The organism is Streptomyces sp. NPDC028711, from assembly GCF_055565415.1.
The window spans coordinates 31,669-56,713 of record NZ_JBVHUJ010000001.1 but is presented as its reverse complement, the minus strand read 5'-3'; the positions used below and the strand labels follow the sequence as shown (position 1 = coordinate 56,713).

General features: G+C 71.8%; 29 protein-coding genes and 1 pseudogene. 17 read left to right on the top strand and 13 right to left on the bottom strand.

The features are described 5' to 3' along the window. Nucleotides 1-7 precede the first annotated feature (7 nt). Both ACZ4VK_RS00290 and ypfJ read right to left on the bottom strand, forming a co-directional pair. Complete coding sequence (locus ACZ4VK_RS00290) at nucleotides 8-409, bottom strand: VOC family protein (protein ID WP_468346900.1); 402 nt, start codon at nucleotides 407-409, stop codon at nucleotides 8-10. Nucleotides 410-477: 68 nt separating this feature from the next. After that, the gene (gene ypfJ, locus ACZ4VK_RS00285) at nucleotides 478-1,368 is read right to left on the bottom strand and encodes a KPN_02809 family neutral zinc metallopeptidase (protein ID WP_468346898.1); all 891 of its coding nucleotides are present in this window, start codon (nucleotides 1,366-1,368) and stop codon (nucleotides 478-480) included. Nucleotides 1,369-1,633: 265 nt separating this feature from the next. Here ypfJ and ACZ4VK_RS00280 point away from each other — a divergent pair, with 265 nt between their 5' ends. From ACZ4VK_RS00280 to ACZ4VK_RS00270, 3 genes are all read left to right on the top strand, one after another. Continuing rightward, nucleotides 1,634-3,232 (top strand): ABC-F family ATP-binding cassette domain-containing protein, encoded by a 1,599-nt coding sequence (locus tag ACZ4VK_RS00280; RefSeq protein ID WP_468346895.1) that lies wholly within the window; start codon nucleotides 1,634-1,636, stop codon nucleotides 3,230-3,232. 398 nt (nucleotides 3,233-3,630) lie between these two features. Beyond that, a complete protein-coding gene (locus tag ACZ4VK_RS00275) occupies nucleotides 3,631-3,852 on the top strand; it encodes a helix-turn-helix domain-containing protein (RefSeq protein WP_005477683.1) in 222 nt (73 codons plus the stop codon). A 131-nt stretch (nucleotides 3,853-3,983) separates the two neighbouring features. Further along, nucleotides 3,984-4,784 carry an enoyl-CoA hydratase/isomerase family protein gene (locus tag ACZ4VK_RS00270; RefSeq protein ID WP_468346893.1) on the top strand — a complete coding sequence of 267 codons (801 nt, stop codon included), beginning with the start codon at nucleotides 3,984-3,986 and terminating at the stop codon, nucleotides 4,782-4,784. 54 nt (nucleotides 4,785-4,838) lie between these two features. Here the strand turns inward: ACZ4VK_RS00270 and ACZ4VK_RS00265 are convergent, their stop codons facing one another. Then, complete coding sequence (locus tag ACZ4VK_RS00265) at nucleotides 4,839-5,546, bottom strand: hypothetical protein (protein ID WP_468346891.1); 708 nt, start codon at nucleotides 5,544-5,546, stop codon at nucleotides 4,839-4,841. Between the two features lie 93 nt (nucleotides 5,547-5,639). Between ACZ4VK_RS00265 and ACZ4VK_RS00260 the strand changes: the two genes are divergently transcribed. The 5 genes from ACZ4VK_RS00260 to amaP are packed head-to-tail and all read left to right on the top strand — an operon-like array spanning nucleotide 5,640 to nucleotide 7,932. After that, on the top strand, nucleotides 5,640-6,113 hold the full coding sequence (locus ACZ4VK_RS00260) for an Asp23/Gls24 family envelope stress response protein (RefSeq protein ID WP_468346889.1): 474 nt from the start codon (nucleotides 5,640-5,642) through the stop codon (nucleotides 6,111-6,113). Nucleotides 6,114-6,170: 57 nt separating this feature from the next. Next, nucleotides 6,171-6,362, top strand: coding sequence for a hypothetical protein (locus ACZ4VK_RS00255; protein ID WP_468346887.1), 192 nt, complete (start codon nucleotides 6,171-6,173; stop codon nucleotides 6,360-6,362). A gap of 3 nt (nucleotides 6,363-6,365) precedes the next feature. After that, complete coding sequence (locus ACZ4VK_RS00250; protein ID WP_468346885.1) at nucleotides 6,366-6,722, top strand: Asp23/Gls24 family envelope stress response protein; 357 nt, start codon at nucleotides 6,366-6,368, stop codon at nucleotides 6,720-6,722. Next, nucleotides 6,719-7,339: a DUF6286 domain-containing protein gene (locus ACZ4VK_RS00245; RefSeq protein WP_468346883.1), complete on the top strand. Its 621-nt coding sequence runs from the start codon at nucleotides 6,719-6,721 to the stop codon at nucleotides 7,337-7,339. The genes ACZ4VK_RS00250 and ACZ4VK_RS00245 overlap by 4 nt, the downstream gene beginning before the upstream one ends. 5 nt (nucleotides 7,340-7,344) lie before the next feature. After that, nucleotides 7,345-7,932 carry an alkaline shock response membrane anchor protein AmaP gene (gene amaP, locus ACZ4VK_RS00240; RefSeq protein WP_468346881.1) on the top strand — a complete coding sequence of 196 codons (588 nt, stop codon included), beginning with the start codon at nucleotides 7,345-7,347 and terminating at the stop codon, nucleotides 7,930-7,932. Nucleotides 7,933-7,966: 34 nt separating this feature from the next. Here amaP and ACZ4VK_RS00235 read toward each other — a convergent pair whose 3' ends face one another. From ACZ4VK_RS00235 to ACZ4VK_RS00215, 5 genes are all read right to left on the bottom strand, one after another. After that, nucleotides 7,967-8,722, bottom strand: a complete 756-nt coding sequence (locus tag ACZ4VK_RS00235) for an SDR family oxidoreductase (RefSeq protein ID WP_468346879.1) — start codon at nucleotides 8,720-8,722, stop codon at nucleotides 7,967-7,969. Nucleotides 8,723-8,726: 4 nt separating this feature from the next. After that, entirely contained in the window at nucleotides 8,727-10,517 is a 1,791-nt protein-coding gene (locus tag ACZ4VK_RS00230; protein WP_468346877.1) for a glycoside hydrolase family 15 protein, read from the bottom strand. 34 nt (nucleotides 10,518-10,551) lie between these two features. Beyond that, a complete protein-coding gene (locus ACZ4VK_RS00225) occupies nucleotides 10,552-11,367 on the bottom strand; it encodes an SURF1 family cytochrome oxidase biogenesis protein (protein WP_468346875.1) in 816 nt (271 codons plus the stop codon). Nucleotides 11,368-11,476: 109 nt separating this feature from the next. Beyond that, entirely contained in the window at nucleotides 11,477-11,710 is a 234-nt protein-coding gene (locus tag ACZ4VK_RS00220) for a hypothetical protein (RefSeq protein WP_468346873.1), read from the bottom strand. A gap of 64 nt (nucleotides 11,711-11,774) precedes the next feature. Then, nucleotides 11,775-12,761, bottom strand: a complete 987-nt coding sequence (locus ACZ4VK_RS00215) for a DEDDh family exonuclease (protein ID WP_468346871.1) — start codon at nucleotides 12,759-12,761, stop codon at nucleotides 11,775-11,777. A gap of 493 nt (nucleotides 12,762-13,254) precedes the next feature. Between ACZ4VK_RS00215 and ACZ4VK_RS00210 the strand changes: the two genes are divergently transcribed. The 5 genes and pseudogenes from ACZ4VK_RS00210 to ACZ4VK_RS00190 all read left to right on the top strand — a co-directional run. After that, a complete protein-coding gene (locus tag ACZ4VK_RS00210; RefSeq protein ID WP_468346869.1) occupies nucleotides 13,255-13,968 on the top strand; it encodes a VIT1/CCC1 transporter family protein in 714 nt (237 codons plus the stop codon). Nucleotides 13,969-14,077: 109 nt separating this feature from the next. Next, nucleotides 14,078-14,959, top strand: a complete 882-nt coding sequence (locus tag ACZ4VK_RS00205; protein WP_468346868.1) for a sterol desaturase family protein — start codon at nucleotides 14,078-14,080, stop codon at nucleotides 14,957-14,959. Beyond that, the gene (locus tag ACZ4VK_RS00200) at nucleotides 14,956-15,588 is read left to right on the top strand and encodes a lysoplasmalogenase (protein WP_468346866.1); all 633 of its coding nucleotides are present in this window, start codon (nucleotides 14,956-14,958) and stop codon (nucleotides 15,586-15,588) included. Before ACZ4VK_RS00205 ends, ACZ4VK_RS00200 begins: the two co-directional genes overlap by 4 nt. An 18-nt stretch (nucleotides 15,589-15,606) precedes the next feature. After that, a complete protein-coding gene (locus tag ACZ4VK_RS00195; RefSeq protein WP_468346864.1) occupies nucleotides 15,607-15,798 on the top strand; it encodes a hypothetical protein in 192 nt (63 codons plus the stop codon). After that, nucleotides 15,762-16,025: pseudogene (locus ACZ4VK_RS00190) on the top strand (IMP dehydrogenase); the annotation flags it as partial. The gene ACZ4VK_RS00195 and the pseudogene ACZ4VK_RS00190, both read left to right, overlap by 37 nt. Here ACZ4VK_RS00190 and ACZ4VK_RS00185 read toward each other — a convergent pair. Beyond that, the gene (locus ACZ4VK_RS00185) at nucleotides 16,015-17,328 is read right to left on the bottom strand and encodes a CoA transferase (RefSeq protein WP_468346862.1); all 1,314 of its coding nucleotides are present in this window, start codon (nucleotides 17,326-17,328) and stop codon (nucleotides 16,015-16,017) included. The pseudogene ACZ4VK_RS00190 and the gene ACZ4VK_RS00185 overlap by 11 nt on opposite strands. Before the next feature lie 82 nt (nucleotides 17,329-17,410). Further along, complete coding sequence (locus ACZ4VK_RS00180) at nucleotides 17,411-18,946, bottom strand: S8 family peptidase (RefSeq protein ID WP_468346860.1); 1,536 nt, start codon at nucleotides 18,944-18,946, stop codon at nucleotides 17,411-17,413. A gap of 273 nt (nucleotides 18,947-19,219) precedes the next feature. Here ACZ4VK_RS00180 and ACZ4VK_RS00175 point away from each other — a divergent pair, with 273 nt between their 5' ends. From ACZ4VK_RS00175 to moaA, 3 genes are all read left to right on the top strand, one after another. Next, nucleotides 19,220-19,594: a DUF485 domain-containing protein gene (locus tag ACZ4VK_RS00175; RefSeq protein WP_468346858.1), complete on the top strand. Its 375-nt coding sequence runs from the start codon at nucleotides 19,220-19,222 to the stop codon at nucleotides 19,592-19,594. Further along, nucleotides 19,591-21,231 (top strand): solute symporter family protein, encoded by a 1,641-nt coding sequence (locus ACZ4VK_RS00170; RefSeq protein ID WP_468346856.1) that lies wholly within the window; start codon nucleotides 19,591-19,593, stop codon nucleotides 21,229-21,231. Before ACZ4VK_RS00175 ends, ACZ4VK_RS00170 begins: the two co-directional genes overlap by 4 nt. A 192-nt stretch (nucleotides 21,232-21,423) precedes the next feature. Then, the gene (moaA, locus tag ACZ4VK_RS00165) at nucleotides 21,424-22,413 is read left to right on the top strand and encodes a GTP 3',8-cyclase MoaA (protein WP_468346854.1); all 990 of its coding nucleotides are present in this window, start codon (nucleotides 21,424-21,426) and stop codon (nucleotides 22,411-22,413) included. A 12-nt stretch (nucleotides 22,414-22,425) separates the two neighbouring features. On the opposite strand, the gene ACZ4VK_RS00160 is transcribed toward moaA, so the two are convergent. Together ACZ4VK_RS00160 and ACZ4VK_RS00155 are read right to left on the bottom strand one after the other, a co-directional pair. Continuing rightward, the gene (locus tag ACZ4VK_RS00160) at nucleotides 22,426-22,653 is read right to left on the bottom strand and encodes a hypothetical protein (RefSeq protein WP_468348769.1); all 228 of its coding nucleotides are present in this window, start codon (nucleotides 22,651-22,653) and stop codon (nucleotides 22,426-22,428) included. A 185-nt stretch (nucleotides 22,654-22,838) separates the two neighbouring features. Then, nucleotides 22,839-23,183: a DUF3099 domain-containing protein gene (locus ACZ4VK_RS00155; protein ID WP_468346852.1), complete on the bottom strand. Its 345-nt coding sequence runs from the start codon at nucleotides 23,181-23,183 to the stop codon at nucleotides 22,839-22,841. Nucleotides 23,184-23,352: 169 nt separating this feature from the next. On the opposite strand from ACZ4VK_RS00155, the gene ACZ4VK_RS00150 reads away from it, so the two are divergent. Further along, the gene (locus tag ACZ4VK_RS00150; protein ID WP_389684448.1) at nucleotides 23,353-23,628 is read left to right on the top strand and encodes a GlsB/YeaQ/YmgE family stress response membrane protein; all 276 of its coding nucleotides are present in this window, start codon (nucleotides 23,353-23,355) and stop codon (nucleotides 23,626-23,628) included. Between the two features lie 117 nt (nucleotides 23,629-23,745). On the opposite strand, the gene tyrS is transcribed toward ACZ4VK_RS00150, so the two are convergent. Next, nucleotides 23,746-25,014 carry a tyrosine--tRNA ligase gene (gene tyrS / locus ACZ4VK_RS00145; RefSeq protein WP_468346850.1) on the bottom strand — a complete coding sequence of 423 codons (1,269 nt, stop codon included), beginning with the start codon at nucleotides 25,012-25,014 and terminating at the stop codon, nucleotides 23,746-23,748. Between the last annotated feature and the right edge of the window lie 31 nt (nucleotides 25,015-25,045).

The following is a 25,045-nucleotide window of genomic DNA, read 5'->3' as shown; positions in this document are numbered from 1 at the left end:
CGCCCGGCTACTCCGCGGCGCCGGGGGTGTACGTCCCGAAGCTCCAGATGTTGCCCTCGGCGTCCCGGGCCATGTAGTCCCGGGAGCCGTACTCCTGGTCCTTGGGCGGCATCACGATCTCGACGCCGTGGGCGACCGCGCGCGCGTGGTGCTCGTCCACGTCGTCCACGTGGACGAAGACGCCCGCCGGGCCGGCTCCGGCCATCAGCTTGTCGAACTCGCTGCCGGTGCCCTTGCTGCCCAGCATCACCATGCCGTTCCCGTACGACAGCTCCGCGTGCGCGATCCGCCCGTCCTCGCCCTCGTACACGGCGGTCGCGGTGAAGCCGAACCCCTCCGTGAGCAGGGTGATCGCCGCCTTCGCGTCCTCGTACGTCAGCGTCGGACAGATGTGGGGGGCCTCAGCCATCCCGATCACTTCCCTTCGATGCGGCCGTATGTGATCCGGGTCTCAGTCTGGCAGTCCCCGCCGACAACTCAGCGGAAGGTGTTGCACCGGGCCATGTCGCCCGTGCGGTAGCCCTCGAAGAACCACTGCTGCCGCTGGGCCGCCGAGCCGTGCGTCCAGTTCTCCGGCGTCACCCGGCCCTGGAACCTCTCCTGGATCCGGTCGTCGCCGACCGCGGCCGCCGCGTCCAGGCCGTCCCGGATGTCGGCGTCCGTGAGCGTGGTGAGCAGCGGCCGGCCCGTCCGGTCGTCGGGCGTGGCCGTGGCGTGCCGGGCCCACACGCCCGCGTAGCAGTCGGCCTGGAGCTCGACCCGCACGGCGTTGGAGTCGGCGCCGGTCCGCCCGTCCTGGGCGCGGCTCAGGGTCCCCATCAGGTTCTGGATGTGGTGGCCGTACTCGTGCGCCACCACGTACGCCTGGGCGAAGGGGCCGCCGCTCGACCCGAACTTCGTGCGCAGCTCGTCGAAGAAGCCGAGGTCCAGATAGACCTGCCGGTCGCCGGGGCAGTAGAAGGGCCCCACCGCGGAGGTGGCCGAGCCGCAGGCGGTCCCGACCCGCTGGCTGAACATCACGGTGGAGGCGTTCCCGTAGGTGCCGCCCCGGCGCGCGTACTCGGTCCGCCAGTAGTCCTGGACGCTGTTGACGACGGCGACGATCCGGCAGTCCTCGCGCGTGTTGGCGTCCGAGCCCTTCCGGCAGGCCTGGTTCACCTGGGCCGCGGAGGAGGAGACGGCCACCGGCTCGTCGCCGTCCGAGGAGAGCCCGAGCTGATCCGGTCCCACCCCGAAGAGCACGCCGAGGACCAGCGCGATGAGGCCGACGATCCCGCCGCCGACGGTCGCCCTGCCGCCGGGGACGCGGCTGCTCCGGACGTCCTTGACCTCCGAGGTGTCCAGATCGGCGTCGTCGTCGAACTGCACGGCCCACCACCCTCCGCGTCTCCGCCGCGGCAGAGGCCGCCGCCTTGCGCCGAGTATCGGGCCATACCTGCGCATTCGCCCCTTTTGTGTGACATCGGCAGGAATGTGAGAAGGTTCCCGATCCGGCCCTCGCACCCCGCATGGCCGAAAAGCAGTTGCAGGGGCCCGTTAGACTGGCCGTATGGCCATTCTCCCCGTGCATTAGCGGCGTCGAAGCCCTTCCCAGCCGTCCTTCCGCCGTTTCCCACCGCCCTGGAGTCTGTCCGTGATCACCGCTTCCGGCATCGAGCTGCGCGCCGGCGCCCGTGTCCTCATCGAGTCCGCTTCCTTCCGCGTCGCCAAGGGCGACCGCATCGGCCTCGTCGGTCGCAACGGAGCGGGCAAGACCACCCTCACCAAGTGCCTCGCGGGCGAGGGCGTCCCGGCCGGCGGCACCATCGCCCGCTCCGGCGAGGTCGGCTACCTCCCGCAGGACCCGCGCACCGGCGACCTCGACGTCCTGGCCCGCGACCGCATCCTCTCCGCCCGCGGCCTCGACGTCCTCCTCAAGAAAATGCGGATGAACGAGGAGCGCATCGCCACCGGTTCCGGCGGCACCCGCGACAAGGCGATGCGGCAGTACGAGCGCCAGGAGACCGAGTTCCTGACCAAGGGCGGCTACGCGGCCGAGGCCGAGGCCTCCACCATCGCCGCCGCCCTCGGCCTCCCCGACCGGGTCCTCGGTCAGCCGCTGCACACCCTCTCCGGCGGTCAGCGCCGCCGGGTCGAGCTCGCCCGCATTTTGTTCTCGGACGCCGACACGCTCCTCCTCGACGAGCCGACGAACCACCTCGACGCCGACTCCATCGTCTGGCTGCGCGACTACCTGAAGACCTACCGCGGCGGCTTCATCGTCATCTCCCACGACGTCGACCTCGTCGAGACCGTCGTCAACAAGGTCTTCTACCTGGACGCCAACCGCTCCACGATCGACGTCTACAACATGGGCTGGAAGCTCTACCAGCAGCAGCGCGAGGCCGACGAGAAGCGCCGCAAGCGCGAGCGCCAGAACGCCGAGAAGAAGGCCGCGGCCCTCAACTCGCAGGCCGACAAGATGCGCGCCAAGGCCACCAAGACCGTCGCCGCGCAGAACATGGCCAAGCGAGCCGAGCGGCTGCTCTCCGGCCTCGAGGCGGTGCGCGCCTCCGACAAGGTCGCCAAGCTCCGCTTCCCCGACCCCGCGCCCTGCGGAAAGACCCCGCTGACGGCCGAGGGGCTCTCCAAGTCCTACGGTTCGCTCGAGATCTTCACCGATGTGGACCTCGCGATCGACAAGGGCTCCCGCGTCGTCATCCTCGGCCTCAACGGCGCGGGCAAGACCACGCTGCTCCGGCTGCTCGCCGGCGCGGAGAAGCCCGACACGGGTGAGGTCACCCCGGGCCACGGCCTCAAGCTCGGCTACTACGCCCAGGAGCACGAGACGCTCGACCCCGAGCGCAGCGTCCTGGAGAACATGCGCTCGGCCGCGCCCGACCTCGACCTCGTCCAGGTCCGCAAGACGCTCGGCTCCTTCCTCTTCTCCGGCGACGACGTCGACAAGCCGGCCGGGGTCCTCTCCGGCGGCGAGAAGACCCGCCTCGCCCTGGCGACCCTGGTCGTCTCCTCGGCGAACGTGCTCCTCCTGGACGAGCCCACCAACAACCTGGACCCGGCGAGCCGCGAGGAGATCCTCGGGGCCCTGCGCACCTACAAGGGCGCCGTCGTCCTCGTCACCCACGACGAGGGCGCGGTCGACGCGCTCGAGCCGGAGCGGATCATCCTGCTCCCCGACGGCGTCGAGGACCTGTGGGGCCCGGACTACGCGGACCTCGTGGCGCTCGCCTGACGCTCGCCTGACCACCCCGGGACCGCTCCGGAGCCCCGGAACCCGTCCCGACGCCCCGGTGAACGTCCCGGGTGATCATGGCGGGCTGGATCATTCGGCTCATGCGTGATCCTTCATCTGAGTGAGGGCGTCTCGTACCTCCCGGCGCGGTGCTCTGCTGAATCCTTCCGGCAGACCCGCGCCGTACGTGTGTTCCCACCGCGTCGCTGACCTGGCACTTCCTTCGCCGAGTGGCGTGGGACCACGCTTCCCGTCCGGCGGAATTCAAGCTTCCGGTCGTGTTGACGCGGCACTCGTCCACAAACCCGGCGGCATGGACCTTGTCGAATGGGTGGCCAGGACGGACGGGAGGGGTGATCATGAGAAGTCCAGAGCGCACTTCCCATGAGGAGGCACGGGTGGCCGAGACTCTGAAGAAGGGCAGCCGGGTGACCGGCGCCGCGCGCGACAAGCTCGCGGCAGACCTGAAGAAGAAGTACGACTCCGGTGCGAGCATCCGGGCGCTGGCCGAGGAAACGGGCCGCTCCTACGGATTCGTCCACCGGATGCTGAGCGAGTCCGGAGTCACGCTGCGCGGACGCGGCGGAGCGACCCGGGGCAAGAAGACAGCCTCGGCCTGACATCGGGGCGGCTCGACCGCCGGCCACCGGGTCTCTCGGTGGCCACCCGGTCGGTCCTCGGACCGGCCAGGTGGTTACTGTGCAGTCACTTAGCATCGGATGCAGTGCTGCACCGGAACCGGAGGCGCCCCATGACTACGCTCGACGACTCTGAGCTCGTATTCGACAAGGACGGTGTACGGCTCACCGTCGAGGACGCCGTTGCCACGGTGACCCTGACCAATCCGGCGAAGCGCAACGCTCAGTCTCCCGCTCTGTGGCGGGCGTTGACAGAAGCCGGCCGGTCGTTGCCCGGCAGCGTGCGGGTCGTTGTTCTGCGCGGCGAAGGCAAGTCCTTCTCCGCCGGACTCGACCGGCAGGCGTTCACGCCCGAGGGCTTCGACGGAGAGCCGTCCTTCCTCGATCTCGCGCGCGGTTCCGACGAGGACCTCGACGCGGAGATCGCCGCCTACCAGGAGGCGTTCACCTGGTGGCGCCGCAGCGACCTCGTGTCGATCGCGGCCGTCCAGGGGCACGCCATCGGCGCGGGCTTCCAGCTCGCCCTCGCCTGCGACCTGCGGGTCGTGGCCGAGGACGTGCAGTTCGCCATGCGCGAGACCAGCCTGGGGCTCGTCCCGGACCTGACCGGGACGCACCCGCTCGTCTCGCTCGTCGGCTACGCCCGCGCGCTCGAGATCTGCGCGACCGGCCGCTTCGTCCACGCGGAGGAGGCCGAGCGCATCGGTCTCGCCAACCTGTCCGTGCCCGTCGACGAACTCGACGCCGCGGTACGGGATCTGGCCGCCGCCCTGCTCGCGGCGCCGCGCGACGCGGTCACCGAGACCAAGGCGCTCCTCCAGGGTGCCGCCGGCCGCTCGTACGAGGAGCAGCGCGTCGCCGAGCGCGCCGCCCAGGCCCGCCGCCTGCGCGACCTCGCGGGCCTCGGCGACTGACGCCGACGCGACCTCGGGGGCCTCGGGGGCCGACGCCCGCCCGCCGGGCTCCGCTCACCCCCGCAGTTCCGACACCACAACCGTGACCGCGGCCTCCTCCGGGAGGGCCGCGGTCACGGCCGTCCGTACGGCCCGCGCCACGTCCAGGGGGCGGGCGCCGAGCGTCACGGCCAGTTCGACCCGCACCCCGTCGGGGCCCCGGCGCACCGGTGGGCCCAGCGCGTCCGTCACCGCCGCGACACCCGCCGCCCCGAGCGCCGCGAGGGCCACCGGGTCGTCCGTCGCGGGCGAGGTCCGGCCGGGTGGGGGAGCGGCCGGTCCCTCCTTCGGCGGTGCCGCGTCGAGAAGATCCGTCACCCGTAGGTCCACCGCCGCCGTCACCAGGCCGAGCCCGTCCCCGGCCGCCGCGAACAGGGCCGCCCTGAGCTCGTCGACGACTTCCGGGAGCGGCCGCCCGGCCACCACGCCGAACGAGGCGGAGACCCGCAGGGCCCCCGGTTCAGGGCGCGGTTCCGGCAGGGTCGAGCCCTCCGGCTCCGGTTTCCGCAGGGGCGGGCCCTCCGGTTCCGGCTCCCGGTCCGCGGGGCCGATCCGCAGTTCGCCGGGCACCACCCCCCGTACCGTCGCGGCGGCTCTGCCGAGCGCCTCGCGCGCCGCCCGCTCCGTGATCCACGCACCGTCCGCCGCCGTCCCGAGCGGCAGCAGCCTGCCCGGGGCGAGGCGGTCCCTCACCGCCGCGGTCCAACCGTCACTCGTCGTCATTGCCCCAGCCTGCCGTATCCCCGGGGCGAGACCGGGTAACCGCCCTTAGTGTGGGCGAAGAACCCCGAAATATCCCAGAAGGGGCGAAATCTGATGACGGACACCACCCACTCCGGCGCCACCGCCGCCGACGAACCCCGCCGCACCTCGGTCACCAAGCGGGGCGGCGGCGACCCGGCCTCCCGGGGCAGGACCACGATCGCCGACGGAGTCGTCGAGAAGATCGCCGGTCTCGCCGCCCGCGACGTCGACGGCGTCCACGCCATGGGCAGCGGCCTCTCCCGCACCTTCGGCGCCGTACGCGACCGGGTGCCCGGCGGCAGTGCCAAGTCGAGCGTCACGCGAGGCGTGAAGGCCGAGGTCGGCGAGGTACAGACCGCGCTCGACCTGGAGATCGTGATCGTCTACGGCGTCTCCATCGCGGATGTCGCCGGCGACGTCCGAGAGAACGTCATCGCGGCCGTCGAACGCATGACGGGCCTCGAGGTCGTCGAGGTGAACATCGCGGTCAGCGACGTGAAGCTGCCCGAGGACGAGGAGGAGGAGCCGGAACAGAGGCTCCAGTAGCCACCGGCGGCTGGGCACGGCACAGGGGGCCAGAAGATCCTCAGGAAGGGGTCAGGAATGAGCATGGCTGTGGTCGGCCTATTGGCCGGCATGGCCCTCGGCTTCGCCGGATACTTCGGCGGATTCGGGGCGTTTGTGCTGGTCGCGGCGTTGGGAGCGGTCGGCTTCGTGGCGGGCCGCTTCCTCGACGGCGACCTCGAACCCGGCGATCTGTTCCGCGGCCGCGAACGCGGCGACCGGCGGCGGTGACGGATGGCCCCGGAGCCGGCCCCGGACCCCGTACGGGGCCGGGGCGCGACCGTGATCGCCGACCGGGTCGTCGCGAAGATCGCCGCCCAGGCGGCCCGGGAAGCCCTGGACGCCGTCCCCGAGGGCGGCGCGCGGCCACACGCCTCCGTCGTCGTCCACCGGGACGTCGCCAGGGTCGCGGTGAGCCTCGAACTCGACTACCCCTCGGACGTCGGCCGCCGCTGCGGCGCCGTCCGGGGCCGGGTCCGCGCGCGTGTGGAGGAGCTCGTCGGCATGGAGGTCCACGAGGTCACCGTCCATGTGGAGCGCCTCCACTCCCCGCTGACCCGGCAGGCCACACGGAGGGACCGCCTGTCATGACGACCACGCCCGACCTGGACCCGGGCCCCGCCGCAGGCCGCGACGTACCCGTCCTGGCCGACGCCCCCGCCTCACCCGTCCGGCGCTTCTGGGCCGTACGCCGCATCCCCGCCGCCGTGCTCGCGGCCCTGTTCCTCGGAGCGGCCGGGCTGCTCCTCTACGACGTGGCGGCCGTACGGGCCGACCGCACCGCCATGGCCTGGCGGCGTGAACTCGCCGACGCCCTCGCGACCCGCCCGCTCGACGACCCCCTGATCCTCGTCGGCGCCTCCCTCGCGGTCGTCGTCGGCCTCTGGCTCCTCGTCCTCGCGACGACCCCCGGCCTGCGTGCCGTCCTGCCGATGCGCCGCGCGCACGCCGACGTACGGGCCGGACTCGACCGCGAGGCCGCGGCCCTCGCCCTGCGGGACCGCGCCATGGAGGTCTCCGGCGTGCAGTCCGTCCGGGTGCGCGTCGGCCGCGCCAAGGTGAACGCCAGGGCCGTCTCGCACTTCCGGGCCCTCGACGAGGTCCAAGCCGACGTCGAGAAGGCCCTCGCCGACGGCGTCGACGAACTGGCCCTCGCCCACCCGCCCGCCGTGACCGTACGGGTGGCCCGGCCGCCCAGAAAGGGGTGAGCGAGGTGACGGTCGTCCTCCGGCGCGTCAACCGCGTCCTGCTCGGCCTCGCCGGGCTGCTCCTCGTCCTCGGCGGCGGGGGAGTCCTCGCCGCCGCCCTCGACCTCTCCGTACCGTCCTGGTGGCCCTGGTCGGGCCCTTCGGACGTCCTGCTCTCCACCGCCGACCGGCAGCGCTGGCGGGACGAGGGCTGGTGGTGGCCGGTGGTCATCGCCGTCCTCGGGCTCGTCGTCCTGCTCGCCCTGTGGTGGCTGCTCGTCCAGTTCCGGCGGGCCCGGCTCGCCGAGGTCGCCGTCGACAGCGGCGACGGCGACGAGGCCGTCCTGCGCGGCCGTGCCCTGGAAGGCGTCCTGGAGGCGGACGCCGCAGCCCAGGAGGGCGTGGCGAGGGCCAGGGTCCACCTCACCGGCCGCAGGAGCGCCCCCCGCACCCGGGTCGCGCTCCACCTGGAGCCGTACGCCTCCCCGGGGGACGCCCTGGACACCCTCAGCACCCAGGCCCTCGCCCACGCCCGTACGTCCACGGGCCTTTCCGCCCTCCCCACCGAGGCGCGGCTGCGGGCGGTCAAGCACCGGGCCCGCCGGGTCACCTGATGGCGGGCCGGCCGGGGACGCCCCTGCCGGGTGCTCAGAAGCCGCTGCGCGCCCCGCCGTCCACCGGCAGCATCACGCCCGTCAGGTACGAGGCGGCCGGCGAGAGCAGGAAGGCCGCCGTCCGCCCGAACTCCTCGGGGGTGCCGTAGCGGCGCAGCGGGATGGCGGCCTCGTTGGCCGCGCGGGCCGCGTCCGCGTCGCCGGAGAGCGCGTCGAGGGACCGCACCCGGTCGGTGTCGATCCGGCTCGGAAGGAGTCCGACGACCCGCACCCCGCGCGGCCCCAGGTCGTTGGCGAGGGACTTCGCGAAGCCGGCGAGACCCGGGCGGAGCCCGTTCGAGAGGGTCAGACCGGGGATCGGCTCGTGGACCGAGGCGGACAGGACGAAGCCGATGACCCCGCCGTCGGTGAGGCTCTCGGCGGCCGCGCGGGCCAGCCGTACCGCCCCGAGGAAGACGGTGTCGAAGGCGGCCGCCCACTGCTCGTCGGTGTTGTCCGCCGCGAAGCCGGGCGCCGGACCGCCCACGCTGATCAGGATGCCGTCGAAGCCGCCGAAGCGGGCCCGCGCCTCGGCGACGAGCCGCGCCGGGGTCTCCGGGTCGGCGTTGTCGGCGGCGATCCCGGCCGCGCCGGGCCCCAGGCCCTCCACCGCGTCGGCGACGGTCTTCTCGTCCCGCCCGGTGACCAGCACCCGGGCGCCTTCGGCGAGCAGCGTCTCGGCGGAGGCACGCCCGAGCCCCCGCGTCGCCCCGGTCACCACGTACACACGGTCCTTCAGTCCAAGATCCATGGCCCTATCCTGCCGGGTCCCGATCCTCCCGGGCCAGCGCGAGCGCCGTGCCCACCAGGCCGATGTGGCTGAAGGCCTGCGGGAAGTTGCCCAGCTGGCGTCCCGCCACCGGGTCGTACTCCTCCGCCAGGAGGCCGACGTCGTTGCGCAGGACCACGAGGCGCTCGAAGAGCTCGCGGGCCTCCTCCGGCCTGCCGATCAGCAGGAGGGCGTCCGCCAGCCAGAACGAGCAGACCAGGAAGGTGCCCTCCTCGCCCGGCAGGCCGTCGATCGCGCCCGAGTCGGTGCTGTACCGGCGGAGGTATCCGCCGTGCGTCAGCTCCGCCCGTACCGCGTCCACCGTTCCCACCACCCGCGGGTCGTCCGGCGGCAGGAAGCCGACCTGGGGGATGAGCAGGGTCGCCGCGTCCAGTTCGAGCGAGCCGTACGACTGGGTGAAGGTGTTCCTGACGGGGTCGTAGGACCTGGCGCACACCTGCGCGTGGATCTCGTCGCGCATCGCCCGCCACCGGGCCGCGTCCCCCGGCAGTGAGGGATCGGCCTCCAGGGTGCGGACGGCGCGGTCGGCGGCGACCCAGGCCATCACCTTCGAGTGGGTGAAGTGGCGCCGCGGCCCGCGCACCTCCCAGAGGCCCTCGTCCGGCTCGCGCCAGGTCGACTCCAGGAAGCCGAGCAGGCTCAGCTGGAGGTTCCAGGCGTGCCGCTCCGGCGGGATCCCGGCCTCACGCGCGCGGTGGAGCGAGTCCATGACCTCGCCGTACACATCGAGCTGGAACTGGTCCACGGCCGCGTTCCCGGTCCTGACCGGCGCCGAGTCGGCGTACCCCCGCAGCCACGGCAGGGTGGTCTCGGGGAGCCGGCGCTCCCCGGCGGGCCCGTACATGATCTGCAGGTCGGCCGGGTCGCCCGCGACCGAGCGGAGGAGCCAGTCCCGCCAGGCGCGGGCCTCCTCGACGTATCCGGCGGCGAGCAGCGCGCCGAGGGTGAGGGAGGAGTCGCGCAGCCAGCAGGCCCGGTAGTCCCAGTTCCGTACGCCGCCGACCTCCTCCGGCAGGGAGGTGGTGGGGGCGGCCACGATCCCGCCGGTCGGGGCGTACGTGAGGGCCTTGAGGGTGATCAGGGAGCGCAGCACCGCCTCCCGGTACGGGCCCCGGTAGGTGCAGAGCGCCGCCCACTCCCGCCAGTCCGCGAGGGACTGCTCCAGGGCCTCGTACGGGTCGACGAGCGGGGGGCGCGGCTCGTGCGAGGGGTGCCAGGTCATGACGAAGGCCACCTTCTCGCCGGCGGCGACGGTGAAGGAGGAGCAGGTGGAGAACTGCTGGCCCCAGGTCTTCACGGGCGGTTCGCTGCGCAGCCAGACGGCGTCGGGACCCGCGACGGCGACACGGTGGCGGTCGGCGCGGCGCATCCAGGGCACGATCGAGCCGTAGTCGAAGCGGAGCCGCAGGACGGAGCTCATCTCGACGCTGCCGCTGACGCCCTCCACGATCCGCATGACGTCCGGGGCCCTGTCCCGCTGGGGCATGAAGTCGACGACCTTGACGGTGCCCGTACGGGTCTCCCAGTAGGTCTCGAGGACGAGGGTGTCCTCGACGTACCGGCGCGTGGCGCACGTCGTGGCGCCCTTGGGGGCGATCCGCCAGTGGCCGTTGTTCTCGTCGCCGAGGATCGAGGCGAAGCAGGCGGCCGAGTCGAACCGGGGCAGACACAGCCAGTCGACCGACCCGTCGCGGCCGACGAGCGCGGCGGTCTGGAGATCGCCGATGAGGGCGTAGTCGTCGATACGTTGCGTCACGCTTTGGGCTGTTCCCGGTTGAGGCGACGGCCAATCAGCGGGACGGAGTGGCCTGGATCGCGTCCGCGTCCTTCTCCGGGGCTCCGGAGTCGTCCGAACGGGCCGCCGCTTCCTGGTCGCGCTTCTCGCGGCGGACGAGGATCACCCAGCCGACGGGCACTCCGGCCGCGAAGAGCCACCACTGCACCGCGTACGCCATGTGGGCGCCGATCGAGTCGTGGTCGGGCTCCGGGATCAGTTCGGGGGTGTCGCCCGCGGGGGCGGGCTCGATCTGTTCGAGGTAGCCGCCGAGCACCTCGCGGCCGATGAGCTCGGCCTGCTGCCCGCTGTTGATCAGCATGACCTGACGGTCCGGCAGGCCCTTCAGGTCCTTGATGCCGCTCGCGCCGGTCGTCTCGTCGGCCTTGAGGCGGCCGATGATCGTGACCTCGCCCTTGGGGGCGGGCGGCACCGGCGGGAAGGAGTGCTGGTCGGCGGCGGCCGGGATCCAGCCGCGGTTGACCAGGACGATCCGGCCGTCCCGGAGGACCAGCGGAGTCAGGACGTGCACGCCGACCCGGTCGTCGGAGTTGGTGCGCCGGCGGACGACCACCTCGTGGGCGGTGTCGAAGGTGCCGGTGGCCGTGGCGGGCTTCCAGTAGTCGGAGCGCGGGACGGTGTGACCGGGGGAGGTGAGCCGCTCGACCGGGACCGGCTTCGCCGCGACGCTGTCCGCGATCAGGGCGTTCTGGGCGACCCGCCGTTCGTGCCGGTGGAACTGCCAGAAGCCCAGCTCGATCATCGTCGGAACGAGGACGAGAGCGATGAGGGTGAGGATCACCCATTGCCGGGACAACAGGAAGCGGTACACGCCGTCGACGGTACAACGTGACGAGAGGCCCCCTCACGGCGGGTGCCGCAGGGGGCCGGAAGCCATCAGAGGATCGTTTCATCACGTGTTGTCCGGACGCCGGGTCCGGTCACACCCTGTCCACGATGCCCACCTTTCCCTCCGCGCGGGCGCAGTGACCGCCGCAGTACCAGTTGCCGTCGACCTCGACGCCCTGTCCGATGATCTGGACCCGGCAGTGCTCACAGATGGGCGCCATGCGGTGGATGGCGCAGGCGAAGCAGTCGAAGACATGGATCGCGCCCTGCGCGTGGACTTCGAAGGACATGCCGTAATCGTTTCCGCAGACCTCACAACGTGCCATGCGCCACAGGGTGGGGGCTCCCGGCGGGCGTGCGCAGCTCGGCACGCCCGCAGGGCCCGGGGCGTCACCCGTCTGCCGGGCTCACGTCCCGGAGGAGCTGGGTGTACGCGGCCTCGTCGACGACCGGTGTGCCGAAGGACCTGGCCTTCAGGATCTTGGAGGTGGCGGAGTCCGGGTCGTTGGTGACGAGCAGGCTGGTCAGCCGGGAGACGCTGCCCGCGACATGGAGGCCGGCTTCCACGGTCCGGTCCTCAAGGAGCTCGCGGTCGACGGAGGTGTCCCCGGAGAAAGCCACCCGCATGCCCTGCTTGAGCGGTTTGTCCGTCTCGTACCGGCCGGGGTTGGGGTACGGGCACGCCGGACGCCTCCGCGAGGGACGCCAGCTGTTCGCCCGGTACGCCGAGGAGCCCGAGGCCTGGTGACCGATCCGGGGCCGCTCGGGAGACGGGGCCCACTCGGTCAGCGGCCGGCATTCGAGCAGCGGCAGCCGTACGCCCTGCTCGGCCGCCGCGTGCAGACTCGGCCGGAACGCCTCGGCGAGCACCCGCGCGTCGTCGAGCGCGTTGTGCGCGCGCCGCTGCACGACGCCGAAGTGAGCGGCGAGCGACTCCAGCTTGTGATTGGGCAGCGGCAGCGACAGCTCCTTGGCGAGCGCGATCGTGCACAGCCGCTGCCGCACGGGGGCGGCGGACTCCGCGCGCGCGTACTCCCGGGCGATCATCTGCCAGTCGAACATCGCGTTGTGCGCGACGAGGACCCGCCCGTCGAGCCGGGCCGCGAACTCCGCCGCGATCTCCGGGAAGAGCGGCGCGCCCTCCAGGACGTCACTCGTCAGGCCGTGGATCCAGACAGGACCCGGATCACGCTCGGGGTTGACGAGGGTGTACCAGTGGTCCTCGACGTTCCCCTGGGTGTCCAGCCGGTAGACGGCAGCCGACACTATCCGGTCGTCGCGGGCGAGTCCGGTGGTCTCCACGTCGACGACCGCGTACCCCTGCGGGTAGGCGGCCGGCCACGTCGCTGCTGTCGTACGGTCGTCAAGCACGGTCACTGAGAATACGGCCCGCGACCGACAACTCCGTCCCCGGTGTCCCGGCAGGCCGCCGGAACCGGCCGCGCCCGTCATCGGTGACGCGCCGTCCGTCGGGCGTCCCCCATGTCCGGATCCGGTCCGCGAAGGCCTCCACCGCCTCGTCGGTACCCCGCTCGTACACGCGCAGTTCGTCCGGCCCTCGTGGCCGCGCCGCAGCACGTGCACCGCGTCGGCCCGGGCGGCGGCATGCCGGAACGGCGACGTCGAAGCGGGACGCGGTGCCGAGCCGACGCGGCAGCTCGCTCTCCAGGAGGGCGCAGACCTCCTCGGCGAGCGCCGCCGACAGGGGCGCGCGCCGGTCGTCCGTCGTGTACGCGTGCGTGACCCTGCCGCGGGGGAAGAACTCCCGCCGTTCGCCCGGGAGAAGGTCCCGGAGGGGGCGACCGGCCCCGCCTTCGCCCCGGGCGGGTCGGTCCGTGTCTCGTGACGGACGGGGTGAGACCCTCCCGGGGTGACTGACGCACCCCTCGACGACTCCGCCCACGAGGGAGGACTCGGCACCCGTCTCAACTGGCTCCGGGCCGCCGTGCTCGGAGCCAACGACGGCGTCGTCTCCACCGCCGGTCTCGTCGTCGGCGTCGCCGGTGCCACCGAATCCCGGGCCACGCTGCTCACCGCCGGTCTCGCCGGGCTGCTCTCCGGTTCGCTGTCGATGGCGGCGGGGGAGTACGTCTCGGTCTCCACCCAGCGCGACTCCGAGAAGGCCGCGCTCGCCCAGGAGAAGCGCGAACTGCGGGACGACCCGGAGGCCGAACTCGACGAATTGACCGGGCTGCTGTCCGCCCGCGGCCTCTCCCCGGCCGTCGCGCGCGAGGCCGCCGAGCAGCTCACCGAGCGCGACGCCCTGCGCGCCCACGCGCGCGTGGAGCTGGGCATCGATCCGGACGACCTCACCAACCCGTGGCACGCGGCCGGGGCGAGCTTCCTCGCCTTCACCGTCGGCGCCCTGCTGCCCCTCCTCGCGATGGTCCTCCCGCCGGCCGCCGCGCGGCTCTGGGTCACGGTGCTCTCCGTCCTCGCGGCCCTCGCCCTCACCGGCTGGTGGAGCGCCCGCCTCGGCGAGGCGCCCCCGCGCCGCGCGGTCCTCCGCAACATGGCCGGCGGAGCCCTCGCGATGGCCGTCACCTACGGCGCGGGCTCCCTGCTCGGAGCGGCCGGGGTCTGAAGGCGCCCGCGTTGTCGGAAGGTGCCAAAGCTTGCTGACAAGTCGTCTCGCATACTTGTTGGTAACACCGTCTAGCCCCGCACCGCTCCCCGCCCCTACCGTCGACGGCATGCCGAACCTGCCCGATGTCGTGCTCTGGTCCATACCGGCGTTCGTCCTGCTCACCGTCCTCGAGATGGTCAGCCACCGGATCCACCCCGACGAGGACGCCGCCGGGTACGAGACCAAGGACGCCGCCACCAGCATCGGCATGGGCCTCGGGAGCCTGGCCTTCGACGCGCTGTGGAAGATCCCCGTGGTGGCGATCTACACCGCCGTCCACGAGCTGACCCCGCTCCGCGTCCCCGTCCTCTGGTGGACGATCCCGCTCATGCTGCTCGCGCAGGACTTCTTCTACTACTGGCAGCACCGCGGACACCACGTCATCCGCATCCTCTGGGCCTGCCACGTCGTCCACCACAGCAGCCGGAAGTTCAACCTCACCACCGCCCTGCGCCAGCCGTGGACCAGCGTGACCTCCTGGCCGTTCTACCTGCCGATGATCGCCCTCGGCGTCCACCCGGCGGCCGTCGCCTTCTGCTACTCGGTCAACCTCGTGTACCAGTTCTGGATCCACACCGAGCGGGTCGGCACACTGCCCCGGCCCTTCGAGTACGTCCTCAACACCCCCTCCCACCACCGGGTCCACCATGCCTCCCAGGGCGGCTACCTGGACCGGAACTTCGGCGGGATCCTCATCGTCTGGGACCGGATGTTCGGCTCCTGGGTCGGCGAGACCGACCGGCCGGTCTACGGGCTCACGAAGAACATCGAGACGTACAACCCGCTGCGGGTCGCCACCCACGAGTACGCCGCCATCGCCCGCGACCTCCGGGCCGCGCACGACTGGCGCGAGCGGGCCGGCCGGGTCTTCCGGGGCCCCGGCTGGCAACCAGGGCCGCCGGCCGAACCCCGGGCGCCGAAGACCACGGCGGCGGAGCCGGCCGCGTGAGGAACTCCTCACGGGCCCTGCTCGTCGCCTTCGGGCTCGCGGCCGCCGCCGACCTGATCTCCCTGCTCGCCGGCGCCGAGCTCGGCCACCAGCTCGCCAAGCCGCTCCTGATGCCGCTGCTCGCCGCGTACGCCGTCACACGCGGGGCCCCCAGGCTGCTGACCGCCGCGCTCCTCCTCGGCTGGGGCGGCGACGTCTTCCTGCTCTCCGACGCCGACTGGGCCTTCCTCGTCGGCATGGGCTCCTTCGCCGCCGGACACGTCTGCTACCTGGTCCTCTTCGGACGGCGCCGTACGTCCGTCCCCCTGGGGATCGCGTACACCGCCGCCCTCGCCGGCACCGTCGTCCTCCTCTGGCCCGACCTCCCCGCCGATCTGCGGATCCCGGTCGCCGGCTACTCGCTGCTCCTCACGGCGATGGCGTACCGCGCGAGTTCGCTGGGCCTCCTGGCCGGACTCGGCGGCGCCCTGTTCCTGCTGTCCGACACCCTCATCGCCACCGGGGTCGCCGAGTGGCCCCAGCTGCCCGTGCCCGACTTCTGGGTCATGCTGACGTACATCGCGGCGCAGTACCTGCTGACGGCGGGAGCGCTTCGCGCGATGTACGGTGAATGTCGTACAACCGACTGACAGCAAGGAACCACCGCGATGCGCGCCACCACCATCCACGCCCCGTTCGACATGCGCGTGGAGGACGTGCCCGACCCGGTGGTGCAGGATCCCACCGACGTCGTCGTCCGCGTCCTGCGCGCCTGCGTCTGCGGCAGCGACCTGTGGGCCTACCGCGGCGAATCCGCCCGGCAGGCCGGCTGGGGGTCCCCCCAGGCCCTCAGGGCCTAGGGGGAGGCACCGGACTCGACCTCTCCGTCGTGTTCGACCGGAACATCGCGCTGCGCGGCGGCGTCGCCCCCGTGCGCGCGTACATCCCGGAACTGCTCCCGGACGTCCTCGACGGCACCATCGACCCGTCCCCGGTCTTCGACCTCACCGTCGGCCTCGACGGCGTCCCCGGCGGCTACAAGGCGATGGACGAGCGCACCGCGCTCAAGGTCCTCGTCACGCCCTAGTCCAGGCAGGGGCATCGGTCCCGGCGACACCCGGCGGGCGCGACCAGCCCGCCGGGCCGCCCTCGTACGCGACCGGCGACAGCGCGTGCCGCAGCCGCCCGAGGGGGCCCTCCGACCCGGTGAGGTACCGCTCGGGCTCGTAGCGCGGCAGGCCGTGCGTCAACCAGTGGCCCGTCTGCGCGAGAGCCAGGCGTACGAGCCGTGTGCCGCCGTCCCGGTCCTGCTCGGTCAGCGAGCGCAGGACCGCCGCCGCGAGCAGATAGCCGGTGCCGTGGTCCAGGGCCTGCGCGGGCAGCGCGCCCGGCTCGTCGGCCGAGCCCTCGGTCGCGGCGATCCCGGTCGCCACCTGCACCAGGGAGTCGAAGCCGCGCCGCCCGCCCCACGGCCCGTAGTCGCCCCAGGCGGAGAGCCGGGCGGTGACGAGCCCCGGGCGGTGGAGGCCGAAGCGGTCGAGGGTGCCCGGCCGATAACCGGTGACGAGGACGTCGGCGGAGTCCAGGAGCTCGTCGAAGGTACGCCGGTCCGACGGCCGCTCCAGATCGAGCGCGGCGGTCCGCTTCCCGACGTCCGTGTCCGCGTGCTGGTCCGGCAGTTCGGGGTTGCCCGGCGGGTCGATCCGCAGCACGTCCGCGCCGAGCAGCGCGAGCGTCCGGGTCGCGACGGGACCGGCGATCACCCGGGTCAGGTCCAGGACCCGCAGGGGGCCCGTACGGCGCCGGGGCGGGGTCTCGTCGAGCCGCTCCCGGGTGAGCAGAGGGCTCGCCGCCACCGCACGGCCCTGTTCGTGCGCCGCCCACTCGCCGGGCGTGCGCAGGGCGACGGCCAGGCCTCCGGCGGCGAACACCGCCGTCTCGACCTCGACGGCCCTCCGCGCGCCGATCGCGGCCGCGACCGCCTCCACCGAACCCGAGGGAACCGCGAGCGCGGTGAGCAACGCGGCCCGGTGGTGCGGGTAGTTGGCGTGGGTGCGGACCCAGCCGTCGGCCGCGCGCCAGAACCGCGAAAGGGGCGCGAAGTTCACCGGCGCCCGCCCGTCGACCCGCAGATGACGCTCGCTCACGAAGGCGGTGGCGACGGCCCCGTCGTCCACCCGCACCCGCCCCGGAGCCCCCGCCCGTTCGGCGGCGGCGAGCCCGGCGACCGCGACCGTCGCCCGCGCCAGGTCCATCACCGGCAGCCGGGCCGGCAGCAGCCCCGAGGGCCCGACGAACGACACCCGGTCGACGAGGGCGGGATCGCCGCCGAGGGCCGACCACAACATCTCCGTACCGGAACGCACCGTGCTGTCCAAGACGTTGTCCATGACGGCAGTCTGGCACTCGGTGCCATGCGAAAGGGCCCCGGTGTGGCGCACCACACCAGGGCCCTCCGTCCGGCCGTACCGCTTACTTCACGGCGTCCAGCGCGTCGATCAGACCGGCCCCGTAGAAGCCGTTCTTGTTCGTGCCACCCTCACAGACGGCGTCGATCTTGCCGTCGCCCTCGATGTCGTACGGGTTCGTGCAGGCGCGGTCGTCGGCCTGCGCGTACAGCAGCGCCTTCAGCGCCGCCGGGCTCGCGTAGGGGTGCGTCGACTTGATGAGCGCGAGGACGCCCGCCGCGTGCGGCGCGGCCATCGACGTGCCGGCCTTGTAGTTGTAGCCGCCGTTGACCGTGGTCGACAGGATGCGGCCGTTGACCGCCGGGGCGCCCGGGGTCTGGTACTCGGTGCGGTCGCCGCCGGGGGCGGAGACGTCGATGACGCCGAGACCGTAGTTCGAGTAGGACGCCTTCAGGTCCTTGGCACCGGTCGCGGAGACGGTGACGACGCCCGGCAGCATGGCCGGGTAGTCGAGGCACACCTTCGGGTCGATGACCCGCTCGACCGGGGTGGTGTCGTTCGGGCTGCTCTTGTCGACGATCGAGTCGGCCGCGAGGTCGAACTTCGAGTTGCCGGCCGCCGCCACGTTGACCGTGCCCTTGTGCTCCGCGTAGCGGGTCGCACGGGTGACCGCCTCGATGAGGGCCTTCTGGTCCTCGTCGGTCTTGCAGGCGAACATCCACGGGTCGGTGTAGTAGCTGTTGTTCGTGATCTCGACGCCCTGCTCGGCCGCCCACATGAAGCCGCAGACCACGGCCTCGGTGTAGAAGAAGCCGTCCGGGGTGGACACCTTGATGCCCGAGACCTTGACGCCCGGGGCGACACCGGTGACGCCGACGCCGTTCTTGGCGGCGGCGATGGTGCCGGCGACGTGGGTGCCGTGGTCGCTCTCGCCCGGGTTGGGCCGCCACGAACCGGGGGTCGTGTCCGGCTTGCCGGACACGCAGTTGGCGGAGGCGGCGACGTCGAAGTTCGGCGCCAGGTCCGGGTGGGTGTCGTCGACGCCCGTGTCGATGACGGCGACCGTCACTCGCTTGCTGCCCAGCGTCTTCTGGTGGGCCTTGTCCGCCTTGATGGCGGGGAGGTCCCACTGCAGGGGCTCCAGCGGGTCCTGCTCGTCCGAGGCGGTGGCCGCGGCGGCCTTGGCCTCGGCCGCGGAGAGCGACTGGGCGCCCTCGTCGACGGCGGTGTCCGTCTGGGCGGACAGCGGGGCGGTACGGGTCGCACCGGCCGACACCACACCACGCGCCGTACGGATCGTCTTCGCGAACTCGGGGTTCTGCGAGTGGACGACGATCACGCCTATCTGGTCGTACGAGACGACCACCTCGCCACCGGCGGCGGCTATCGCCTTCTTCACCGAGGCGGCGGTCCAGCGACCCCCGGCCACGTTGACGACGTACGTCAGCTTCGGCCCGTTCGTCGCCACGGCGGACGTCGGTGCGTCACTCAGTTCCGCGGCGGAGGCGGCGCCGGAGGGAAGGAAGCCGAGCGAGGCCGTGAGCGCGAGACCAACCGGCAGAGCAAGAGCTCGGCCGCGCCTCGATCCCAGATGAGCCATGGGTTCTCCACATCATCCGTATGTACTGCCGACGCGCGGGTTTGCGCGCGGGCAGGTGCATGACGAGTGAAGCTATCGCTGATCTTCCCGGTGCTTCAATGAGTTGAGAAGACTTCATGAAGATCTGTGCGAATAAATCCCTCCGGTGAACCGCTTCGCTTCTCGCTCCGTGCCGTTGTGCAGGGGAGGGGTTCCGCTCGGAACCCCGGTTCCCGCACCCCTGGTGAGGCCCCCTTGACCAAGCCGTCCGCCCCCGCGTCACGAGGAGATTCCGTGGCTACCGAAGCACCGCCGCCGCCCAGAAAAGGGACGGAGGCCGCATCTGCTCCCGTATCGCCCACGACGGAACAGTTCGTCGAGGTACAGGAGGGCGCCGAGTTCGGCGAACTGCGCCAGACCTACCGCTCCTTCGCCTTCCCCCTGACTCTCGCCTTCATCGCCTGGTACCTGCTGTATGTGCTGCTCTCCAACTACGCGGGCGGCTTCATGGGGACCAAGCTCTTCGGCAACATCAACGTGGCGCTCGTGCTGGGCCTCGGCCAGTTCCTCACCACCTTCCTCATCGCCTGGCTCTACTCGCGGCACGCGGCGAACCGGCTCGACCCCAAGGCCGAGGCCATCAGACACCGTATGGAGGGCGACGCATGACCACCCCCGTCCTGCTCGCGGCCGACAGCGCCACCAGCGAGCACCGGCCCCTGATCATCGCCCTCTTCGGCGCCTTCGTCATCGGGACCCTGATCATCACCGTCTGGGCCGGCCGCCAGACCCGCAGCGCCGCCGACTTCTACGCCGGCGGAGGCCAGTTCACCGGCTTCCAGAACGGCCTCGCGATCTCCGGCGACTACATGTCCGCCGCGTCCTTCCTCGGCATCAGCGGCGCCATCGCCCTCTACGGCTACGACGGCTTCCTCTACTCGATCGGCTTCCTCGTCGCCTGGCTCGTCGCCCTGCTCCTGGTCGCCGAACCGCTGCGCAACTCCGGCCGGTTCACCATGGGCGACGTCCTCGCCTACCGGATGCGCCAGCGACCCGTCAGGACCGCCGCCGGCACCTCCACCATCGTCGTCTCGATCTTCTACCTGCTCGCGCAGATGGCCGGCGCCGGCGTCCTCGTCTCGCTGCTCCTCGGCATCACCAGCGACGGCGGCAAGGTCGCGATCGTCGCCCTCGTCGGCGTTCTGATGATCGTGTACGTGACCATCGGCGGCATGAAGGGCACCACCTGGGTGCAGATGGTGAAGGCCGTCCTGCTCATCGCGGGCACGCTCCTCATCACCTTCCTCATCCTGCTGAAGTTCGACTTCAACCTCTCGCAGCTGCTCGGCGCCGCCGCCACCAACAGCGGCAAGGGCGACGCCTTCCTGGAGCCCGGCCTCAAGTACGGCGCCAGCGCGCTCTCGAAGCTCGACTTCCTCTCCCTCGGCATCGCCCTCGTCCTCGGCACCGCCGGCCTGCCCCACATCCTGATCCGCTTCTACACGGTGCCGACCGCCAAGGCCGCCCGTAAGTCGGTCAACTGGGCCATCGGCATCATCGGCGCCTTCTACCTGATGACGATCGTCCTCGGCTTCGGCGCCGCCGCCCTGCTCAGCGGCGACACCATCACGGCGTCCAACAAGGCGGGCAACACGGCGGCCCCGCTCACCGCCCTCGAGGTCGGCGGCGGCGCCGACTCCACCGGCGGTGCGATCCTCCTCGCCGTGATCTCCGCCGTCGCCTTCGCCACCATCCTCGCCGTGGTCGCCGGTCTGACCCTGGCATCCTCCTCGTCCTTCGCGCACGACATCTACGCGAACGTGATCAGGCGCGGGAAGGCCACCGAGAAGGAGGAGATGCGGGCCGCCCGCTGGTCCACCGTCCTCATCGGCATCGTGTCGATCGCACTCGGCGCCCTCGCCCGCGACCTCAACGTCGCCGGTCTCGTCGCCCTCGCCTTCGCGGTCGCCGCATCGGCCAACCTGCCGACGATCCTCTACTCGCTCTTCTGGAAGCGGTTCACCACCCAGGGCGCGCTCTGGTCGATCTACGGCGGCCTGATCTCCTCCGTCGTCCTCGTCCTCTTCTCGCCGGTCGTCTCCGGCGGGCCGGCCTCGATGTTCAAGGGCGTGGACTTCCACTGGTTCCCGCTGGAGAACCCCGGCCTCGTCTCCATCCCGCTCGGCTTCCTCCTCGGCTGGCTCGGCTCGCTCCTCTCCAAGGAGGAGCCGGACGCCGGCAAGTACGCGGAGCTGGAGGTCAAGTCCCTCACCGGGGTCGGCGTCGCCGCCGCCGTCAAGCACTGAGGCGTCGCCGCCCCGGTCGAGCGGTGACCGGAGCGCAGCGGGTCGTATACGTTCCGCGACTCCCCGTCGGCCGCGTCGTAGAGTTCTACGACGCGGCCTCACCGGTCCTCGTGACAATCTGCCCTGCTCGTTGTCCGTGCGCTCACGTAGGCTCGAACCACACGCAACCGCTAGACGGGGAGGGGGCCCACAGTGCTCATCGACACCTATGGCCGGGTGGCCACCGACCTGCGCGTCTCGCTCACGGACCGGTGCAACCTGCGCTGCACCTACTGCATGCCCGAAGAGGGACTGCAGTGGCTCGCGAAGCCGGATCTGCTCACCGACGACGAGATCGTCCGACTGATCCGCATCGCCGTCACCGACCTCGGCGTCACCGAGGTCCGCTTCACCGGGGGCGAGCCGCTGCTCCGCCCCGGCCTCGTCGGCATCGTCGAGCGCTGCGCGGCCCTGGAGCCCCGCCCTCGGATGTCCCTCACCACCAACGGCATCGGCCTGAAGCGCACGGCCGCCGCCCTCAAGGCCGCCGGTCTCGACCGGGTCAACGTCTCCCTGGACACGCTGCGCCCCGACGTCTTCAAGACCCTCACCCGCCGGGACCGCCACCGGGACGTCCTCGACGGCATGGTCGCCGCCCGGGACGCCGGCCTCACCCCGGTCAAGGTCAACGCGGTCCTGATGCCCGGGCTCAACGCGGACGAGGCCCCCGACCTCCTCGCCTGGGCGGTGGCTGAGGGTTACGAGCTCCGCTTCATCGAGCAGATGCCCCTCGACGCCCAGCACGGCTGGAAGCGCGACGGCATGATCACCGCCGGTGACATCCTGGAGTCCCTGCGCACCCGCTTCACGCTGACGCCCGAGGGCTCCGACGAGCGCGGTTCGGCGCCCGCCGAGCGCTGGGTCGTCGACGGCGGACCGCACACCGTCGGCGTCATCGCCTCCGTCACCCGCCCGTTCTGCCGGGCCTGCGACCGCACCCGGCTCACCGCCGACGGCCAGGTGCGGAACTGCCTGTTCGCCACCGAGGAGACGGACCTTCGGGCCACGCTCCGTTCGGACGCGCCGGACGACGAGGTCGCCCGGATCTGGAAGCAGGCCATGTGGGGCAAGAAGGCCGGCTCGGGCCTCGACGACCCGAGCTTCCTCCAGCCCGACCGCCCGATGTCGGCGATCGGCGGCTGAGCGCGGGGGTCCTCAGTCCTCGCCGGACTCCCACTCCGCGAGCGGCACGACATCCTTGAGGAAGCCCCGTACGCCCAGGAACTGGGAGAGGTGTTCGCGGTGCTCCTCGCACGCGAGCCAGGTCTTGCGGCGCTCGGGCGTGTGCAGCTTGGGGTTGTTCCACGCGAGCACCCAGACGGCGTCGGCGCGGCAGCCCTTGGCGGAACAGGTCGGCTTCTCTTCGCTCACGGGACCATTGATCACCTGATCATTGTCCAGCAAGGGCGATGCCGAGCAGCCACGGGGGGAGCTGCCCGGCATCGGTCCGTCGCTCCGACGGGGGATGCGGAGCGCGTAGGCAGTATGTCACGGCACATGGGGTGCGGTGCACCGGAACTTCACGATTGATCTGAGCTTTTCTTGAGCTTTCCGGCCACTGTCCGTGATCAGTTCCGGCCGTACGGACGCTCCGTCTCGGCGTCCTCCGAGGCCTCGGCCGCACCGAGCGCGGGCCGCGTCGGAGCCGGTACGAAGGTGGAGGGAAGGGACGGAGTCGTCTCGCGGCCCGCGTTCGCGATGACCACGGCGACATAGGGGAGCAGGATGCCCAGGGCGAGGGCCACGACGGCCACGTGCCGTTCGACGTTCCACAGCACCGCGGCCGCGATCACGGAGAGCGTCCGCACCGTCATGGAGATGATGTAGCGCCGCTGCCGTCCGCGGACGTCGTCGGTGAGCCCCTGCCGCGCTCCCGTGATCCGGAAGACCTCGGTTCCGCCACGCTTCGGCATCGCCGTCACCACCCACCGGTCGCGCCGGACGCTCCCCGGTCCGGACCTCCACTCCACGGTACGCCCGCCCTCCGGCGGCGACGAGACCGGGGCACGTATGGCGCTGTCCGACATGCGCCGCATGGCCGGTACGTCGAGACTGGGCCCACATGCGTACAAGGAGGAGACGATGGGTTGGTTGTGGGCGATCATCGTGGGACTGGTCCTCGGCCTGATCGCGAAGGCGATCCTGCCGGGGAAGCAGCAGATCCCGCTGTGGCTGACGGTCGTGTTCGGCATTCTCGGCAGCGTGCTCGGCAACGCGGTCGCGACCTGGATCGGAGTCAACGACACCAAGGGCATCGACTGGACCCGCCACCTGCTCCAGCTGGCCGGCGCTGTCGCCGTGGTCGGGGTGGGCGACATGCTGTGGGCTTCGATGAAGGGCACCCGCCGACGAGCGTGACGCCCGCCGGGAGACCGGAAGCCCGGAAGGCCGGAATACCGAAAGACCGGAAGACCGGAGGCCCGGTACCGCACACCGTTGTGTGCCGTACCGGGCCTCCTGGCGTACGCGTACCGGTCAGGCGCCGGCGAACTCGATCGCCGCCAGGTTCTTCTTGCCTCGCCGCAGCACCAGCCAGCGGCCGTGCAGCAGCTCATCCGCCGCCACCTCGGCGTCCTCGGCGGTCACCTTCACGTTGTTCACGTAGGCCCCGCCCTCCTTCACCGTGCGGCGCGCGCCCGACTTGCTCGGCGCGAGCCCGACCTCGGTGAACAGGTCCACGACCTGGCCGAGCTCGGTCACCCGCGCGTGCGGCAGCTCGGACAGCGCGGCGGCAAGCGTCGCCTCGTCCAGCTCGGCCAGGTCGCCCTGACCGAACAGCGCCTTGGAGGCGTTGATGACGGCCGCGCACTGCCCGGCGCCGTGTACGAGGGTGGTGAGCTCCTCGGCGAGCGCCCGCTGCGCGGCACGCGCCTGCGGCCGCTCGGTGGTCTGCAGCTCCAGCTCCTCCAGCTCCTCGCGGGACTTGAAGGACAGGATCCGCATGTACGTCGAGATGTCCCGGTCGTCCACGTTCAGCCAGAACTGGTAGAACGCGTACGGCGTCGTCATCTCCGGGTCCAGCCAGACGGCCCCGCTCTCGGTCTTGCCGAACTTGGTGCCGTCCGCCTTGACCATCAGCGGGGTCGCGAGCGCGTGCACCTCGGCGCCCGGCTCCACGCGGTGGATCAGGTCGAGCCCGGCCACCAGGTTGCCCCACTGGTCCGAGCCGCCCTGCTGGAGCGTGCAGCCGTAGCGGCGGTACAGCTCGAGGAAGTCCATGCCCTGGAGCAGCTGGTAGCTGAACTCGGTGTAGCTGATGCCCTGCTCGGACTCCAGACGCCGGGCGACGGAGTCCTTGGTCAGCATCTTGTTGACCCGGAAGTGCTTGCCGATGTCCCGCAGGAACTCGATCGCCGTCATGCCGGCGGTCCAGTCCAGGTTGTTCACCATGATCGCCGCGTTCTCCCCCTCGAAGGAGAGGAACGGCTCGATCTGGGTCCGCAGCCGGTTCACCCAGTTCGCGACCGTCTCGGGGTCGTTCAGGGTGCGCTCGGCCGTCGGCCGCGGGTCGCCGATCTGACCGGTCGCCCCGCCGACCAGCGCCAGCGGCCGGTGCCCGGCCTGCTGGAGCCGGCGGACGGTGAGGACCTGGACCAGGTGGCCGACGTGGAGACTGGCCGCGGTCGGGTCGAAACCGCAATAGAAGGTGACGGGACCGTCCGCGAGAGCCTTGCGCAGTGCGTCCTCATCGGTGGACTGGGCGAAGAGCCCACGCCACTTCAGCTCGTCGACGATGTCCGTCACGACCGTCAGTCTCCTCAGGTTGTTGGTGGTA

Bases quoted from the DNA above. Each gene is read 5' to 3' on its own strand.
- ACZ4VK_RS00170 (WP_468346856.1), top strand. From the start codon at position 19,591: ATGACCACCCCCGTCCTGCTCGCGGCCGACAGCGCCACCAGCGAGCAC.
- ACZ4VK_RS00180 (WP_468346860.1), bottom strand. From the start codon at position 18,946: ATGGCTCATCTGGGATCGAGGCGCGGCCGAGCTCTTGCTCTGCCGGTT.
- ACZ4VK_RS00185 (WP_468346862.1), bottom strand. From the start codon at position 17,328: ATGGACAACGTCTTGGACAGCACGGTGCGTTCCGGTACGGAGATGTTG.
- ACZ4VK_RS00290 (WP_468346900.1), bottom strand. From the start codon at position 409: ATGGCTGAGGCCCCCCACATCTGTCCGACGCTGACGTACGAGGACGCG.
- ACZ4VK_RS00195 (WP_468346864.1), top strand. From the start codon at position 15,607: ATGCGCGCCACCACCATCCACGCCCCGTTCGACATGCGCGTGGAGGAC.
- ACZ4VK_RS00250 (WP_468346885.1), top strand. From the start codon at position 6,366: ATGGCCCCGGAGCCGGCCCCGGACCCCGTACGGGGCCGGGGCGCGACC.
- ACZ4VK_RS00150 (WP_389684448.1), top strand. From the start codon at position 23,353: ATGGGTTGGTTGTGGGCGATCATCGTGGGACTGGTCCTCGGCCTGATC.
- ACZ4VK_RS00220 (WP_468346873.1), bottom strand. From the start codon at position 11,710: ATGGCACGTTGTGAGGTCTGCGGAAACGATTACGGCATGTCCTTCGAA.
- ACZ4VK_RS00265 (WP_468346891.1), bottom strand. From the start codon at position 5,546: ATGACGACGAGTGACGGTTGGACCGCGGCGGTGAGGGACCGCCTCGCC.
- ACZ4VK_RS00235 (WP_468346879.1), bottom strand. From the start codon at position 8,722: ATGGATCTTGGACTGAAGGACCGTGTGTACGTGGTGACCGGGGCGACG.
- ACZ4VK_RS00270 (WP_468346893.1), top strand. From the start codon at position 3,984: ATGACTACGCTCGACGACTCTGAGCTCGTATTCGACAAGGACGGTGTA.
- ACZ4VK_RS00260 (WP_468346889.1), top strand. From the start codon at position 5,640: ATGACGGACACCACCCACTCCGGCGCCACCGCCGCCGACGAACCCCGC.
- ACZ4VK_RS00155 (WP_468346852.1), bottom strand. From the start codon at position 23,183: ATGCCGAAGCGTGGCGGAACCGAGGTCTTCCGGATCACGGGAGCGCGG.
- ACZ4VK_RS00255 (WP_468346887.1), top strand. From the start codon at position 6,171: ATGAGCATGGCTGTGGTCGGCCTATTGGCCGGCATGGCCCTCGGCTTC.
- ACZ4VK_RS00245 (WP_468346883.1), top strand. From the start codon at position 6,719: ATGACGACCACGCCCGACCTGGACCCGGGCCCCGCCGCAGGCCGCGAC.
- ACZ4VK_RS00205 (WP_468346868.1), top strand. From the start codon at position 14,078: ATGCCGAACCTGCCCGATGTCGTGCTCTGGTCCATACCGGCGTTCGTC.